The following is a 16239-nucleotide window of genomic DNA, read 5'->3' as shown; positions in this document are numbered from 1 at the left end:
GGAAGCCTCCACGCGAGAGTGAGCCCTCACACCGCCTGCGCCCGCAAGTGCTCCACGAGCATCTTGGCCGGCCGCGGCAGCGTCTTGAAGCTGCGGGCGCAGATCACGAGCTTGCGGTTGGCGAAGGCGTCGCGGAGGCGGACCATGGCGAGCGGCATGGTCTTGGCGCAGCGCCGCGCCGCGGCTTCGGGCACCAGGGCCACGCCGACATCGGCGGCGACCATCTGGCAGATCGCATCGAAATCGCGCAGACGCGCGCGGAAATGCGGGCGCATGCCGAGTCGTGCCGCGTGCTTCGAAATGTGCACCTGCAGTGCGGTCGCGCTGGTGAGTCCGACGAACTCGCAAGCGCCGGCCTCCTGGAAATCGATCTGGCGGCGGCCGGCGAACGGCCCGCGTTTCGACGTCACCAGCGTCAGCCGATCTTCGCTGAAGAGGAAGCGCTCGATATGCTCGGGCAGCGCGTGCTCGGCAGCGAAGCCGAGATCGGCGGCCCCCGCCGTGATCGCGGCGGCGATGTCGGTGCTCTCGCGCTCCTCGATATCGACGGCGACGTCGCGATGCGCGCGCAGGAAGCCCGCGAGCGCCCTCGGCAGATGCTCCGAGAGCCCCGAGGTGTTGGCGAGCAGATGCACGCTGGCGCGGACGCCGCTGGCAAAGCCGGCGAGATCGCCGCGCATGGCGTCGATCTGGTGGATGACCAGCCTTGCATGATCGAGCAGGCTCTCGCCGGCCGCGGTCAGCTCGACGCCGCGTCGCCCGCGCTTGAGCAGCGCGACGCCGAGCGCATCCTCGAGCCCCTTGATGCGCGCACTGGCCGAGGCCAGCGCCATGTGCGAGCGCTCCGCACCGCCCGTAATGCTGCGCTGGTCGGCCACCGCGATGAAGAGCTGGAGATCGACGAGATCGAAGCGCATGGCAGATGGTCCCTTAGCCTTCGCTTGGAGCGAAGGCTCCCTCCGTAACCTCCAGATTGTGCCGGCGCGCGGCTTCGGTCAATGTGCAGACATGATCGACCCGCTTCTCATCGTGATCGCTGCCGTCTTCCTGCTTGCCGGATTCGTCAAGGGCGTGGTCGGGCTTGGCCTGCCGACGGTGTCCATGGGCCTGCTCGCGGTGAGCATGGCCCCGAGCCGCGCCATCGCCATCGTCATCGTGCCGGCCATCGTCACCAACATCTGGCAGACCTTCGTCGGCCCCTATCTGCGCGACATCCTGAGGCGGCTGTGGCCGCTGATGATCGGCACCGTGGTCGGATGCTGGCTCAATGCCGGCGCGCTGACCGGCCCGCACGCGCGTTACGGCACGATCGTGCTCGGCGCGCTCCTCGTCGTCTACGCCGTGATCGGCCTGAGCAAATTCCAGTTCCGCGTTTCACGCGGGAACGAGAAGTGGGTCGGCGGCGTGGTCGGCGTCGTCACCGGCGTGATCTCGGCATCGACGGGCGTGCAGGTAATCCCCTCGATGCCGTTCATGCAGGCAATCGGCATGGAAAAGGACGAGCTGGTGCAGGCGCTCGGCGTGTTCTTCACGACGGCGACGCTGGCGCTCGCATTCAACCTGACCGCCGCCGGATTGCTGACGCCCGCCAATGCCGTGCCGGGCGCCGTGGGCCTCGCCATGGCCTTTGCCGGCATGTTCATCGGCCAGTCGGTGCGGGCGCGGATGCCCGCGGAATCGTTTCGCCGGTGGTTCCTGATCGCGATGATCCTGCTCGGCCTCTATCTCGCCGGCAGTGCGCTGTTGAAGGAATTCGCCTGAAGGACGTTACCGCGTCTCCAGCATGGCGACGCGGATGCCGAGATAGATGAAGAGGCCGCCGAGCGCGCGATTGACCCAGGCGATCGCGCCCTCGGATTGACGCAGCCGGTGAGCGGCCTTTGCCGCGAACGCCGCCAGCACCAGGCACCACAGCGTCCCCGTAAAGATGAAGATCAGGCCGAGCGTCAGGAAGGCGAGCGGCTTGTGCGGCGCGTCGGTTGCGACGAATTGCGGCAGGAAGGCGAGAAAGAACAACGCGACCTTGGGATTGAGCGCGTTGGTGAAGACACCCTGGAGGAAGACCCGCCGCAGCGGGCTCCGCACCGGCTCCGCCATCGCCGACGCCAGCACCGGGCGCGACCACAGCATCTGAAGCCCGGTCACCACCAGATAGGCCGCGCCGACCAGCTTCAGGATCGAGAAGGCGGTCGAGGAGGCCATCAGCAGGGCCGAAAGCCCGATCGCCGCGCCGGCGACATGGACAACGCAGCCGCAGCTGATGCCGAGGGCGGCAGCGGCGCCGCCGCGCCACCCCATCTGCATGCTGCGGCCGATCACATAGACCGAATCCGGCCCTGGCGTGATGTTGAGCAGCACGCCCGACAGGATGAAAAGCCCGATTTCATGAATGCCCAGCATGCAAGGTGCCTCCGCCACCCGGCCGGGCGGTCCTGGTTCCGCTTAGTCGGTTCGCCCGTTCCCGTCCACCGCCGGGATTGCGCAGGATTTATCTCGAATTTGCAAATCGGATCATGCTTCCGCTCGGCCTCATCTGCTCTATAAAGGCAGGGTTCTTGGAATGCGGGAATCGAGGCGACCGCCACGCCGTGGCTGGTCCCCTGTCCCTTGGAGCTTCGCGGATATGGAAAGACGTCTGGCCGCCATCGTCTGCGCCGATGTCGCCGGCTATTCGCGCATGATGGGCAGCGACGAGGCCGGCACCCATGCCGCCTTCAAAGCCCATCGCGCAGCGATCCATCCCATCATCCTCAATCACGGCGGCCGCGTCGTGAAGAACACCGGCGATGGCTTCCTGCTCGAGTTCCCTTCGATCGTCGGCGCCACCGAGGCCGCGATCGCGATGCAGACGCTGATGGCCGAACGCAACCACCATCTGCCCGCCGACCGTGCCATGCAGTTCCGGCTCGGCATCCACATGGGCGATGTTATCGCCGACGAGGACGAGGTCTTCGGTGACGACGTCAACATCGCCGTCCGCCTGGAATCGGTGGCGAGCCCCGGTGGTTTCGCGATCTCGGCCAAGGCCTATCGGGAGGCAAGCAAGCATCTCACGGCGCCGCTGACCGATGCCGGCAACCATCGCTTCAAGAACATCAAGGATGCGATCGGGGTCTGGACCTGGACGCCCGAGGGCGCGCCGGCGCTTGCGCCCGAGCTCCGCGAGGCCTCGGCGCTGTCGCAGCAGTACCGCACGGCGATCGTCGGTGTGCTGCCCTTCGCCAATCTCAGCGACAGCCAGGACGAGTATTTCTCGGACGGGCTCACGGAAGATCTCATCCACGCGCTGTCGCTGCAATCCTTCTATCGCGTGCTGAGCCGCAACTCGACCTTCGCCTTCAAGGGCACGAACACGAGCACCCGCCTGATCGCGCGCGAGATCGACGCCACCTATCTGATCCAGGGTTCGGTGCGGCGCGCCGGAGCCAAGATCCGCGTCACCGCCGAGCTGATCGCGCCGGAAACCGGGGAGCAGCTCTGGACCGGCCGTTACGACCGCGACATCGGCGACCTCTTCGCGATGCAGGACGAGATCACCACCAATTTGTCCGCCGCCATCGCCACCGAGATCGTCCGTGCCGAGGCCTCGGCGCCGGCGCGGCTCTCGACCGACGTGACCGCCTGGGACCGTTTCCTCAAGGGCCTGTCGCATTACTACCGGCACACCAAGGAGGATCTGGCTGCCGCCGTCGACCTGTTCCGCGAGGCCATCAGGCTCGATCCCAAACTGTCGATCGCGCACGCCTATCTCGGCACGATCCAGATCCAGAGCATCCAGTTCGGCTGGGTCAAGGGCACGCGGGAAATGTGGGCCGAGGCGATGAACCTGGCTGAGACCAGCGTCCGGCTCGACCCGCGCTCCTCCTTCGCGTTCTCGATCCTGTCCTGGGCTCATGCGCTGGAAGGGCATTACGAGGCGGCGATGGACGCCGCCAAGCGTGCCGTCGCGCTCAACCCCTACGACAACGGCGCGCGCGGCGTGCTCGGCATCTGCCATTTCGTCATCGGCGAGCACCGCGAGGCGATCGAGCTGTTCTCGATGGCATCGCAGCGCGACAACAGCGATCCGCGCTATCAATGGGCGGCGCTGAACGCCTTCAGCCACTACCTGTTGCGCCAATATGACGCGACACTGTCGTGGGCCCGCGAGCAGCTCTACATCAATCCGAACCACATGCAGGCGCTGGCGATCCGCGCCGCGGCGCTGGCGCAACTGGGCCGGAGCGACGAGGCGAGCGAGGCCGCCGGCGTGCTCATGGGCAACTACCCGAACCTCAGTGTCGATCGTCACTTGCGCAACTTTCATTGGAAGCGGCCCGAGGACATCGCGCACTATCGCGAGGGATTGCTGAAGGCCGGCGTGCCGCTCGGCAAGCTGACGCTGATTCAGAGCGACGTCAAACGCGCCGCCGAATCCTGAGAGACCGCCCGTCCCGCACCGGCCTTTATTGACAGGACAGTGAATTCAGCCACACTTCTTTGCACGCTGAAGTAGTATACCGTGCTGTCGTTTTGTTAGGACTTTCCGCGCTTGATCGGCGCGTCTTCTTTTCACGATTCGCGTTTTCAGGATTTGGGCCATGCATCCCCCCGTTTCGAAGCCGCCCTTCGATCCCTCGATCCCGGTCTCGCCGAACAATCCGTGCCCGTTCCTGCGCGGCCTGGTCGGCGAAGGTTTCGTCGACGGCGGGACCGTGCCGCTCAATACGCTGTCGCAGACCATCGCGAATGCGACCGGTGAGACGGGGCTGAAGAAGATCTCGGCCCGCATCCAGGTCCGCGGCGTTGCGCTCATCGCCAACGGCATCAAGCACATCCTGAAGAGCATCTGGTCGGGCGCGCAGCTCGACGCGCTGCGCGGCGGTCCGCTCGACAAGCGCGGCGCCGGCTCGCGCATCCTCGGCGTCGACGGCAAGGTCGACGAGGACGAGATCGCCCGCTTCGCGAGCTTCGGCCGGAGCTACACCGACCCGAACACCGGCAGCAGCGAGCCCGGCCTGAACGCCGCGGAAATCAAGACCTTCATGCGCGACAACCTCAAGCGCGCCGGCAGCGCCGCGCGATGGTACTACCCGCTGCTGATGAAGTTCGAATGGCCGATCCTCCTGAAGATCATCGGCAAGGGCAAAGAGGGCGAGGAGCGCTATCTCAGCGTCGCCGACGTACGCACGCTGTTCGAAGAGCGCAAATTTCCCGAGCGTATCAACCAGCGGATCTTGTCGCAGCCGCTGTTGTCGTCTTGCCAGCTCCGTTTTCGCTGGGCGGCCGCGCTCTCGGCCCTCGTCATCGGCCTTGGCCTCGTCGCCCTGGTGGCGGTCGCCGAATTCCCCAACCAGCTCCGCGCCGTGCTGCCGCAGAAGGGCGTGCTGGTGAATCTCCTGCCGCCGCCGCTGCCAGCGGTCCCCGAAACGAAGGCAGCCTACTGGCTCGAACAGAACTGGTCGCTGAAAGACCGGCACTGGTTCCACCATGCCAGCCAGGGCACCGCGACCTTCCCGGTGCCCTATGAGTGGTTCGTGGCGCTCGAGCAGCCGCAACTTCATCTGTTCTCGAAGCCGGGCATGATGAAGGACAGCGCCTATCTCGAGCGCTTCGGCTTCATCCCGAGCCCGCGGTCGATCCAGACCGACACGGCAACGCTGCGCCGCTTCGGCTATGCCAACGTCTACGAGACGGCGCAGGTGCCGGACTGGTCGACGCGATGGACGCCGGCGGAGAACGTCGATGGCCTGCCGGTCGGCTTCGCGCGCATGACCGGCGTCGTCGATCCCGCGACGGGCCGCCGCGAACAGGACATGATCGGGCTGACCTGCGCGGCCTGCCATACCGGCCAAATCCACTATCAGGGCGTCGACGTCCGCTTCGACGGCGGCGCGGCGATGACCGACCTGAAGAAGCTCGAGCTCGCGACCGGCCTGTCGATCGCCTACACCCTCTACGTCCCGTTCCGCTTCCAGCGCTTTGCCGATCGCGTGCTCGGCCCTGAGGCCAGCCAGACGGACCGCGCCGCGCTCAAGCAGAAGCTCAGCGCGATCGGCAGCTTCCTGATCGACTGGGCCAAGAACTACGAGAAGACGATCGAAGGCAAGACAACCTGGGACGGCAAGCAGCAGCAGGATACGGAGGAAGGGTTCGGCCGCCTCGACGCCCTCAACCGCATCGGCAACCAGGTCTTTTCGCAGGACCTCGCGATGAGTGGCGTCAAGGGATTCGAGAAGAACCTGCATGCCCAGGACGCGCCGGTCAGCTACCCCGCGATCTGGACCGTGCCGTGGTTCAAGTTCGCCCAGTACGACGCCTCGATCGAGCAGCCGCTGATCCGCAACGCCGGCGAAGCCCTCGGCGTGACGGCGTTGCTCAACCTGTCCGACGCCTATCCGGAGGACAGGCTGTGGCGCTCCTCGGTGAACATCAGGACGCTCGGCTGGATCGAGGACATGCTGAGGGGCCCCGATCCATTCAAGGCGGCCGACGGTCCGAAGTTCGGCGGCCTGCTCGCGCCCAAATGGCCCTCGCAGATCCTGGGGGACGCATGGAGACTGAAGCCCGATCGCGTCGAGCGCGGCCGCGCCATCTACGCCGAGATGTGCTCCGGCTGCCACCTGCCGGCCGTCGACACCCCCGCCTTCTGGTCATCGAAGCATTGGGAGCCGAACGGCGACAGCAAGGTCTTGAACGCGGTGACGATACCCCTCGACGAGATCAAGACGGATCCCGAACAGTCGCTCGTGCTCAGCAAGAGGACCGTCGATGTGCCCGGATTCCTGAAGGTCAACACGGCCGACCTGCAGAAATGGTGGCAATGCGAGATTCCGACCGCGAGCACTTCGCCCAACGAGATGGTCTATGCGCTCGGCCTCATGACGGTGGTCGATCTCGTCGCTCGCAAATGGATGGACGACGAGAAAGTCCCGGAGGCCGAACGGGCACAAATGTGGAATCTGGCGCGCAAGAATTGTCTCAATCCCGCGCCCGATCCGCGCTATCGCGCCCGGCCGCTGAACGGCATCTGGGCGACGGCGCCTTACCTGCACAACGGTTCGGTGCCTTCGCTGTACTGGCTCTTGAAGCCGGCGAGCGAGCGCCCGCAAAAATTCTGCATGGGCCGCCGCGACTACGACCCCGACACCGTCGGTTTCGCAGTTGCTGCCAACGAACGTTGCAAGACGGGTGAGACGGAGTTCTCCGCGACGGCATCTGACGGAAAGCCGATCCAGGGCAACAGCGTGCTCGGCCATTCCTTCGAGCGCAAGGAGGGCGAGCCGAAACGGCCGGGCGTCATCGGCCGCATGTTCAAGGACGACGCCGAGCGCTACGACCTGATCGAGTATCTGAAGACGCTGTAGTGAACGTCACTTCGTAGTGAACGTCACTTCGTCATTGCGAACGCAGCGAAGCAATCCAGGATCTCTCCGCGGAGTCAGTCTGGATTGCTTCGTCGCAAGAGCTCCTCGCAATGACGGAGAGCGAGGCCCCTTCGCGAGTCCACCTCTCATCTCACTTGAACAGCGGCGTGCCCGGGACGAAGGCGTCGAAGGCGGCCCAGAACTGGGAGCGGTAGCGGTCCTGCTCCTGCAGGATCTCATGCTTGGCGCCGGCGATCACGAGATGGGAGCCGGCGCGCAAGTGATAGGCGAACTCCTCGATCGCCGCGGTCGAGACCACGGTGTCGTTGGAGGCCGCCAGCATCAGGATCGGCTGGCGGATCTGGGAAGGATAGTCCACGCGCTTGAATGTGTGCATCGCGCGGAAGGCGGTATCGGCCCAGGCGACCGTCGGTGACGCCAGTCCGAGCGTCGGATCCTCCTCCAGGATCGCGGCATTGCGCGCATAGCGCACGGGATCGCTGGTCAGGGGATTGTTGATGAAGGGATCGAGCCCGGTGAGGCGGTCGCTGCCGCCGGGCACGTAGCGGCCGCCCTGCCCGAGCAGGCGCATCGTCTTGAGCAGCGCACGCACCGGCAACGAGGTGGTGCGTCCCGGCAGGTCGATCATCGGCGCCGACAGCACCATGCGGTCGAACCAGCGCTTGCCGGCATGCGCCACCCGCAGCATCACCGTGCCGCCCATGGAGTGAGCGAGCGCGAAGAACGGCGGCGGGCAATCCGGCAGCACCACCTGCTGCACGAAGGTCTCGACGTCGATCTCGAAATCGGAGAAATTGCGCACATAGCCCTTGCGCGGATCGCGCAGGCGGCGCGAGGAATGGCCCTGCCCGCGCCAGTCGATCATCGCCACCGCAAAGCCGCGGTCGCGCAGGTCGCGCACGGTCTCGAAATATTTCTCGATCTGCTCGCTGCGCCCGGTGAAGACGCAGACGGTGCCCTTGCGGCCCGCCGGCGGCGCCCACCGCGCAAAGCGCAACTCGGCGCCATCGGGGGTCCTGATGGTGCCGCTGACGACGTTTTCGGGGACAGGATTGGACGGGATCGAGACCAGCGTCATAGGCGGGAAGTACTGCAAAGCAAGGGGCTAAAGCGCCGAAAAGGCGCAAATGCCGCCCTCTTGAACGCCGTCTCGTTCCACCCATATCATTTCCGTGCAGGCCGCTACCAGTGTTTCGGAACCGGAACATCAGGCTGCACACAGACGAAAGCCCGGCCCGATTGGCGGGCGGGTTACCTAACAGTCGCTCAATGGAGGACTTGACCATGCGTAGCTACGATCTCACCCCCTTCTATCGTTCCACCGTCGGCTTCGACCGCCTCTTCAACCTGCTCGACCAGGCCAGTTCGGACGGCAGCCCCGGCTATCCCCCCTACAACATCGAGCGCACCGGCGAGAACGCCTACCGCATCACCGTTGCGGTCTCGGGCTTCGCCAAGGATGAGCTCTCCATCGTCGCGAAGGAAAACACGCTGACGATCAAGGGCGAGAAAGTCGCCAACGAGAACTCGAAGTCCGAAGTGCTCTACCGCGGCATCGCCGCGCGTGCCTTCGAGCGCGCCTTCCAGCTTGCCGACTTCGTGCAGGTCAAGGATGCTTCGCTCGAGAACGGGCTGCTTCACGTCGACCTCGTACGCGAAATTCCCGAGGCCAAGAAGCCGCGCCAGATCGCGATCAACGCCGGCGCCAAGGCGCAGGTGATCGAGAACTCGGCCGCGCAAGCCGCCTAAGCAGCAAGCGACGTCCAAGTTGCGAGAGCGCCCCGGTGCCCCGGGGCGCTTTTTCGTTGTGCATTGCATCACGGTACGGTGAAGACACGTAACGCCGCCGCCGCTGCCTCCGTCCTTTGGGCATCGAACCCAAACAAGATGGAGAAAGATCATGTCACTCTGGCGCAGCCTCTTCGTCGCCGCGAGCCTTTTGGCGGCTCCCCTCGGCCTCGCACATGCGCAGACAGCTCAGACGGTGAAGGCCAAGAACGTCGTCCTGGTGCACGGCGCCTGGGCCGACGGCTCGAGCTGGTCCGAGGTGATCCCGATCCTCCAGGCCGCGGGCCTGCACGTGACGGCCGTGCAGAATCCGCTGTCGTCGCTTGCGGACTCCGTCGAGGCGACCAAGCGTGCGCTGGCCGAGCAGGACGGGCCGACCGTGCTGGTCGCGCATTCCTGGGGCGGCACCGTGATCAGCCAGGTCGGCACCGACCCGAAGGTCACCGGCCTCGTCTACATCGCCGCGCGCGCCCCCGACGCGAACGAGGACTTCGTGGCGCTGTCGAAGCAGTTTCCGAGCGGGCCTGCGCGTGCCGGCATCGTCGAGCGCGACGGCTACACGAAACTCTCGGAAGAGGCTTTCCTGAAGTATTTCGCCAACGGCGTGAAGCCCGAGCAGGCCAAGGAGCTCTACGCGGTGCAATGGCCGACCGCGGCTTCGATCTTCGCCGGCCGGACCACGGAAGCAGCATGGCACAGCAAGCCGAGCTGGTATGCGGTGTCGAAGAACGACTACACCATCAACCCCGATTTCGAGCGCTTCCTCGCCAAGCGCATGAACGCAACCACGATCGAGCTCGATGCCGGCCACCTCTCGCTGGTGTCGCATCCGAAGGAGGTGGCGAATCTGATTCTGGAAGCGGCGGGGTATCCGCGGAGCTGAGCAGTGATCGCTGTGATGCAAAATGCGCCATTGAGCATCACAAGCGCCTTTTGATTCCTCAACTCTCGCCCAACTGTCGTCCCTGCGAACGCATGCTTTCGCAGGGACGACAGCGTGAGTTGGGCTGGCGCGGTTGCGCCGGACTCCCGGCGCTAGTCCAGCCCCTGCGCGGCCGGCATCTCCTGCGTCGGCAGGATGGTCGGGGCGGGCTTGGCCTGGCCGACGGTTGGCGCCGCTGCGTCGGCGGGCCTGGCTTGCACGGCGGCCGCTTGCTGCGGAGGCTGGGCCTGCGGTGATTGGACCTGCTGCGCCACGGGCTCGGCCGGCTTCGCCGCAGCGACCGGCGTCTCGGCGCGACGCGGGGCGGCCTTGGGCAGCGGCACGGCGCGGCGGCGGCAGCGCGCTTTGCGGGCCGTAAGGCGCGACCGTGCGCTCGTCATAGCCGGGCGCCATGCCATAGGCGTCGGCGGCCGGCATGAAGCGGATGATGCGTCCGTCACGGGCATCGATCACCAGCCGGCCATCGTCGCCGCGATGATCGATCACCGCGATGGTGTAGACACTGCCGCGCAGGCGCGGGATGCCGAGCGGCGAGAAGCCGTTTTCGCGCAGCACCGCATAGACCTCGGTGGCCGGCAAAAGCGCCGGGGCCGGGCCACGCTCCTCGTAGCCATAGCCGTAGCCGTACCGCGGCGGGGGCGGCGCAACCTCCAGCGGCGCATAGGGCCCGTCGAAATCCGACACCGCGATCACGGCCCCGCTCGCGATACCGCTCGCGGGAACCTGCGCATGGCCCACGCTTGCGGCCAGCGCCAGCGCGGCGGCGGCCACGCATCCTGTGAAAAACTTCATGGTCGAGACGCTCCTGTCAGGCCCCCCGATGGCCGCCATCTTTCGCTTCTCGCGGCGTGGCGCGCCTTCCGAAGGGTTGATCCGAAGCTTCATTGGGGATTTCGGCGCGCGCGGGGCCGGATCGGGGCGCGTTTGCTTCAAAACCGGGGCCGCGCAACATTTGGAAAGCGATTGATTGACATATCGGGAATCGGGACTTCCGCGCGCTTGTGTGCTAGACAAAAATTTGGCAAGGTGATGGTTAGGACAGGAAAGCTGTCTCAATTTTGCTTGCGGTTCCGGCACAGGGATTGCAGCGAGAACCGGTGCTCTCGAGCGCCGGGAAGGCAACAGGCAAAGCCGTTCTCGGGGACGAAGAACGGCCTGGGCTTGAATTTAAGAAAATGCGGCTCGCTGGCGGACGAGCGGTGACCCAGAGGCGGGTGCCGCGGAACGCCCAAGGTGCGCCGAAGATAGCGGTGAGGCAGCTTGCCGCATGGAGAGGACGGAACAATGAACGGGTCGCAATTCGAGCGCGCAAACATCGTGGCAGAAGAGCTGTCGGCGACGGTCGCCTCGAAAACGACCGATCCGATTCAGGAGCACAATTCGCGCCCCAAGGCCGAGGGTCTGTACGATCCGAGCCTGGAGAAGGACAGCTGCGGCGTCGGCTTCATCGCCAACATCAAGGGCAAGAAGTCGCACGAGATCGTCTCGGACGCGCTGAGCATCCTCTGCAATCTCGAGCATCGCGGCGCCGTCGGTGCCGACCCGCGCGCCGGCGACGGCGCCGGCATCCTGGTGCAAATCCCGCACGCATTCTTCAGCCGCAAGGCCAAGGAGCTCGGCTTTGCGCTCCCCAACCCGGGCGAATACGCCATTGGCGCGCTGTTCATGCCGCGCGACACCGCCTGGCGGAACGTCATCAAAAGCATCATCGCCGACCAGATCAAGGAGGAGGGCCTGACCCTGCTCGGCTGGCGCGACGTGCCGACCGACAATTCCTCGCTCGGCGTCACCGTGAAGCCGACCGAGCCCGCCTGCATGCAGGTGTTCATTGGCCGCAACGGCACCGCCAAGTCGGAGGACGAGTTCGAGCGCCGGCTCTACATCCTGCGCAAGTCGATCTCGCAGGCGATCTACCAGCGCCGCGACCGTGGTCTTGCCGGCTATTACCCGTGCTCGATGTCCTGCCGCACCGTGATCTACAAGGGCATGTTCCTGGCCGACCAGCTCGGCAAGTACTATCCCGATCTGCACGAGAAGGATTTCGAGAGCGCGCTGGCGCTCGTTCACCAGCGCTTCTCGACCAACACCTTCCCGGCCTGGTCGCTGGCGCATCCCTACCGCATGATCGCGCATAACGGCGAGATCAACACGCTGCGCGGCAACGTCAACTGGATGGCGGCGCGGCAGGCCTCGGTCAGCTCCGAGCTCTACGGCAAGGACATCAACCGGCTCTGGCCGATCTCCTATGAAGGCCAGTCGGACACCGCCTGCTTCGACAACGCGCTTGAGTTTCTGGTGCAGGGCGGCTACTCGCTGCCGCACGCCGTCATGATGATGATTCCGGAGGCCTGGGCCGGCAATCCCTTGATGGATGAGAAGCGCCGCGCCTTCTACGAATATCACGCCGCGCTGATGGAGCCGTGGGACGGCCCCGCCGCGATCGCCTTCACCGACGGCCGCCAGATCGGCGCCACGCTCGACCGCAACGGCCTGCGGCCGGCGCGCTATCTCGTGACCAAGGACGACCGCATCGTGATGGCGTCCGAGATGGGCGTGCTGACGATCCCCGAGGACCAGATCATCACCAAGTGGCGCTTGCAGCCCGGCAAGATGCTGCTGGTCGACCTCGAGCAGGGCCGCCTGATCCCGGACGACGAGATCAAGGCCGAGCTCGCCAGGAGCCATCCCTACAAGGAGTGGCTGGAGCGGACCCAGATCGTGCTGGAGGAGCTGCCGAAGGTTGCGACCACCGGCGTGCGCTCGAACCTCTCCCTGCTCGATCGCCAGCAGGCGTTCGGCTACAGCCAGGAAGACATCACCATCCTGATGACACCGATGGCGGCCACCGGCGAGGAAGCCGCGGGCTCGATGGGCAACGACACGCCGATCTCGGCGCTGTCGGACAAGGCCAAGCCGCTGTTCACCTACTTCAAGCAGAACTTCGCGCAGGTCACCAACCCGCCGATCGACCCGATCCGCGAGGAGCTGGTGATGAGCCTCGTCTCGATCATCGGGCCGCGGCCGAACCTGTTCGACTTGCAGGGCATGGCCACGACCAAGCGCCTCGAAGTGCGCCAGCCGATCCTGACCGACGCTGATCTGGAAAAGATCCGCTCGATCTCCGAAGTGGCGGAATCGCACTTCAAGTCGCGTACGCTCGACACCACCTTCCACGCCGGCCTCGGCGCGGCCGGCATGGACCAGGTGCTGGACGAGCTCTGCGCGCGGGCGGAAAGCGCGGTGCGCGAGGGCGTCAACATCATCATCCTGTCCGACCGCATGGTCGGCACCGACCGCGTGCCGATCCCCTCGCTGCTGGCCTGCGCCGCGGTGCATCACCATTTGATCCGCACCGGCCTGCGCACATCGGTCGGCCTCGTCGTCGAATCCGGCGAGCCGCGCGAGGTGCACCACTTCGCCTGCCTCGCGGGCTACGGCGCCGAAGCGATCAATCCCTATCTCGCGTTCGAGACCATCATCGCGATGAAGGACCGCCTGCCCGGCTCGCTCGACGACTATGAGATCGTCAAGCGCTACATCAAGTCGATCGGCAAGGGCCTGCTCAAGGTGATGTCCAAGATGGGCATCTCGACCTACCAGTCCTATTGCGGCGCGCAGATCTTCGACGCAGTCGGCCTCAAGGCGGATTTCGTCGCGAAGTTCTTTGCCGGCACGCACACCCGCGTCGAAGGCGTCGGTCTCGCCGAGATCGCCGAAGAAGCCGTGCGCCGCCATGCCGACGCGTTCGGCGAGGCTCTGGTCTACAAGAGCGCACTCGATGTCGGCGGCGAATATGCCTATCGCAGCCGCGGCGAGGACCATGCCTGGACCGCCGAATCGGTGTCGCTGCTCCAGCACGCCGCGCGCGGCAATTCGCAGGAGCGCTACCGCGCCTTCGCAAAAATCCTCAACGAGCAGTCCGAGCGGCTTCTGACGCTGCGCGGCCTGTTCCGGATCAAGAACGCGGAGGAAGAGAAGCGCAAGCCGGTGCCGCTCGACCAGGTCGAGCCGGCCAAGGACATCGTCAAGCGTTTCGCCACCGGCGCGATGAGCTTCGGCTCGATCTCGCGCGAGGCGCACACCACGCTCGCGATCGCGATGAACCGGATCGGCGGCAAGTCGAACACCGGCGAAGGCGGTGAGGAAGCCGACCGCTTCAAGCCGATGCCGAACGGCGATTCCATGCGCTCGGCGATCAAGCAGGTCGCCTCCGGCCGCTTCGGCGTCACCACGGAGTATCTCGTCAACTCCGACATGATGCAGATCAAGATGGCGCAGGGCGCCAAGCCCGGCGAAGGCGGCCAGCTGCCCGGCCACAAGGTCGACGCGACCATCGCAAGGGTCCGGCACTCGACGCCGGGCGTCGGCCTGATCTCGCCGCCGCCGCACCACGACATCTACTCGATCGAGGATCTGGCGCAGCTGATCTACGACCTCAAGAACGTCAACCCGACGGGCGACGTCTCGGTCAAGCTCGTCTCCGAGATCGGCGTCGGCACCGTGGCCGCGGGCGTCGCCAAGGCGCGAGCCGACCATGTCACCATCGCGGGCTTCGAAGGCGGCACCGGCGCTTCGCCGCTGACCTCGATCAAGCATGCCGGCTCGCCCTGGGAGATCGGCCTCGCCGAAACCCACCAGACCTTGGTGCGCGAGCGGCTGCGCAGCCGCATCGTGGTTCAGGTCGACGGCGGCTTCCGCACCGGACGTGACGTCGTGATCGGCGCGCTGCTGGGCGCCGACGAGTTCGGCTTCGCCACCGCGCCTTTGATCGCGGCCGGCTGCATCATGATGCGCAAGTGCCACCTCAACACTTGCCCCGTCGGCGTCGCGACCCAGGACCCCGTCCTGCGCAAGCGCTTCACCGGCCAGCCCGAGCACGTGATCAACTACTTCTTCTTCGTCGCCGAGGAAGTCCGGGAGATCATGGCGAGCCTCGGCTTCCGCACCTTCAACGAGATGGTCGGCCAGGTGCAGCTGCTCGACCAGACCAAGCTCGTCGCGCACTGGAAGGCCAAGGGCCTCGACTTCTCGAAGCTGTTCGTCAGGCAGAAGGAAGAGAAGGGCCAGAAGATCTATCACTCCGAGCGCCAGAACCATCATCTGGAGGCGGTGCTCGACCGCACGCTGATCGAGCGGGCGCAGCCCGCGCTCGACCGCGGCGCGCCGGTCAAGATCGAGGCCACGATCAACAGCACCAACCGTTCGGCGGGTGCGATGCTGTCGGGCGCGGTCGCCAAGATCTACGGTCATGCCGGCCTGCCGCACGACACCATCCATGTCAGCCTCAAGGGCACCGCCGGACAGGCCTTCGGCGCATGGCTCGCCCACGGCGTCACCTTCGAGCTCGAGGGCGAAGGCAACGACTATGTCGGCAAGGGCCTCTCGGGCGGCAAGATCATCGTCAAGCCGCCGAAGAACTCCGCGATCGTGCCGGAAGAGAGCATCATCGTCGGCAACACCGTGATGTACGGTGCGATCGAGGGCGAGTGCTACTTCCGCGGCATCGCCGGCGAGCGTTTTGCCGTGCGTAACTCGGGCGCGGTCGCGGTGGTCGAAGGCGCGGGCGACCATTGCTGCGAATACATGACCGGCGGCATCGTGGTCGTGCTCGGCAAGACCGGGCGCAACTTCGCGGCCGGCATGTCCGGCGGCATCGCCTATGTGCTGGACGAGACCGGCGATTTCGACCGGCTCTGCAACATGGCGATGGTCGAGCTCGAACCGGTGCTGTCGGAAGAGATGATCAACGCCGAAACCTATCACGCCTCCGGTGACCTCGAGGCGCACGGCCGGGTCGACGTGTTCAAGAACCTGCTCGCCTCCGACGTCGAGCGGCTGCACGTCCTGATCACGCGCCATGCCAAGGCGACCGGCTCCAAGCGTGCCGCCGATATCCTCGCCAATTGGAAGGAATGGCTGCCCAAATTCCGCAAGGTGATGCCGGTCGAGTACCGGCGCGCGCTGCGCGAACTGGCCGCCAATGCGGACGCCGAGCCGAAAATCGCGATCGGGGCGTAAGAAAAATAAGCCCTCATGGTGAGGAGCGCGTAGCGCGTCTCGAACCATGAGGTCACCAGCGGGGCCTTTCATCCTTCGAGACGCGGCGCAAAGTGCGCCGCTCCTCAGGATGAGGGTCTGGCT

General features: G+C 65.7%; 9 protein-coding genes and 1 pseudogene. 6 read left to right on the top strand and 4 right to left on the bottom strand.

What is annotated here, in order from left to right:
- Positions 1-26 precede the first annotated feature (26 nt).
- Positions 27-917: a LysR substrate-binding domain-containing protein gene (locus AX729_RS23115; protein WP_061026597.1), complete on the bottom strand. Its 891-nt coding sequence runs from the start codon at positions 915-917 to the stop codon at positions 27-29.
- A gap of 91 nt (positions 918-1008) precedes the next feature.
- On the opposite strand from AX729_RS23115, the gene AX729_RS23110 reads away from it, so the two are divergent.
- A complete protein-coding gene (locus AX729_RS23110; RefSeq protein ID WP_061026596.1) occupies positions 1009-1761 on the top strand; it encodes a sulfite exporter TauE/SafE family protein in 753 nt (250 codons plus the stop codon).
- Between the two features lie 6 nt (positions 1762-1767).
- Here AX729_RS23110 and AX729_RS23105 read toward each other — a convergent pair whose 3' ends face one another.
- Positions 1768-2400: a LysE family translocator gene (locus AX729_RS23105; RefSeq protein WP_061026595.1), complete on the bottom strand. Its 633-nt coding sequence runs from the start codon at positions 2398-2400 to the stop codon at positions 1768-1770.
- Between the two features lie 223 nt (positions 2401-2623).
- Between AX729_RS23105 and AX729_RS23100 the strand changes: the two genes are divergently transcribed.
- Together AX729_RS23100 and AX729_RS23095 are read left to right on the top strand one after the other, a co-directional pair.
- Positions 2624-4420 carry an adenylate/guanylate cyclase domain-containing protein gene (locus AX729_RS23100; protein WP_061026594.1) on the top strand — a complete coding sequence of 599 codons (1797 nt, stop codon included), beginning with the start codon at positions 2624-2626 and terminating at the stop codon, positions 4418-4420.
- A gap of 160 nt (positions 4421-4580) precedes the next feature.
- On the top strand, positions 4581-7346 hold the full coding sequence (locus AX729_RS23095; RefSeq protein ID WP_061026593.1) for a di-heme-cytochrome C peroxidase: 2766 nt from the start codon (positions 4581-4583) through the stop codon (positions 7344-7346).
- Between the two features lie 151 nt (positions 7347-7497).
- On the opposite strand, the gene AX729_RS23090 is transcribed toward AX729_RS23095, so the two are convergent.
- Positions 7498-8445, bottom strand: a complete 948-nt coding sequence (locus tag AX729_RS23090) for an alpha/beta fold hydrolase (RefSeq protein ID WP_061026592.1) — start codon at positions 8443-8445, stop codon at positions 7498-7500.
- A 206-nt stretch (positions 8446-8651) separates the two neighbouring features.
- On the opposite strand from AX729_RS23090, the gene AX729_RS23085 reads away from it, so the two are divergent.
- Both AX729_RS23085 and AX729_RS23080 read left to right on the top strand, forming a co-directional pair.
- The gene (locus AX729_RS23085; protein ID WP_035997846.1) at positions 8652-9116 is read left to right on the top strand and encodes an Hsp20 family protein; all 465 of its coding nucleotides are present in this window, start codon (positions 8652-8654) and stop codon (positions 9114-9116) included.
- A 151-nt stretch (positions 9117-9267) separates the two neighbouring features.
- Positions 9268-10038, top strand: coding sequence for an alpha/beta fold hydrolase (locus AX729_RS23080; protein ID WP_061026591.1), 771 nt, complete (start codon positions 9268-9270; stop codon positions 10036-10038).
- Positions 10039-10190: 152 nt separating this feature from the next.
- On the opposite strand, the pseudogene AX729_RS23075 reads toward AX729_RS23080, so the two are convergent.
- A pseudogene (locus AX729_RS23075) lies at positions 10191-10890 on the bottom strand (hypothetical protein).
- A gap of 492 nt (positions 10891-11382) precedes the next feature.
- Here AX729_RS23075 and gltB point away from each other — a divergent pair.
- Positions 11383-16116, top strand: a complete 4734-nt coding sequence (gene gltB / locus AX729_RS23070; RefSeq protein ID WP_061026590.1) for a glutamate synthase large subunit — start codon at positions 11383-11385, stop codon at positions 16114-16116.
- The last annotated feature ends 123 nt before the right edge of the window (positions 16117-16239 follow it).

The organism is Bradyrhizobium sp. CCH5-F6 (assembly GCF_001556045.1).
Lineage (GTDB): Bacteria > Pseudomonadota > Alphaproteobacteria > Rhizobiales > Xanthobacteraceae > Bradyrhizobium.
Note: the sequence above shows the minus strand (reverse complement) of the source record. Positions and strands in the feature narration are given on the sequence as shown.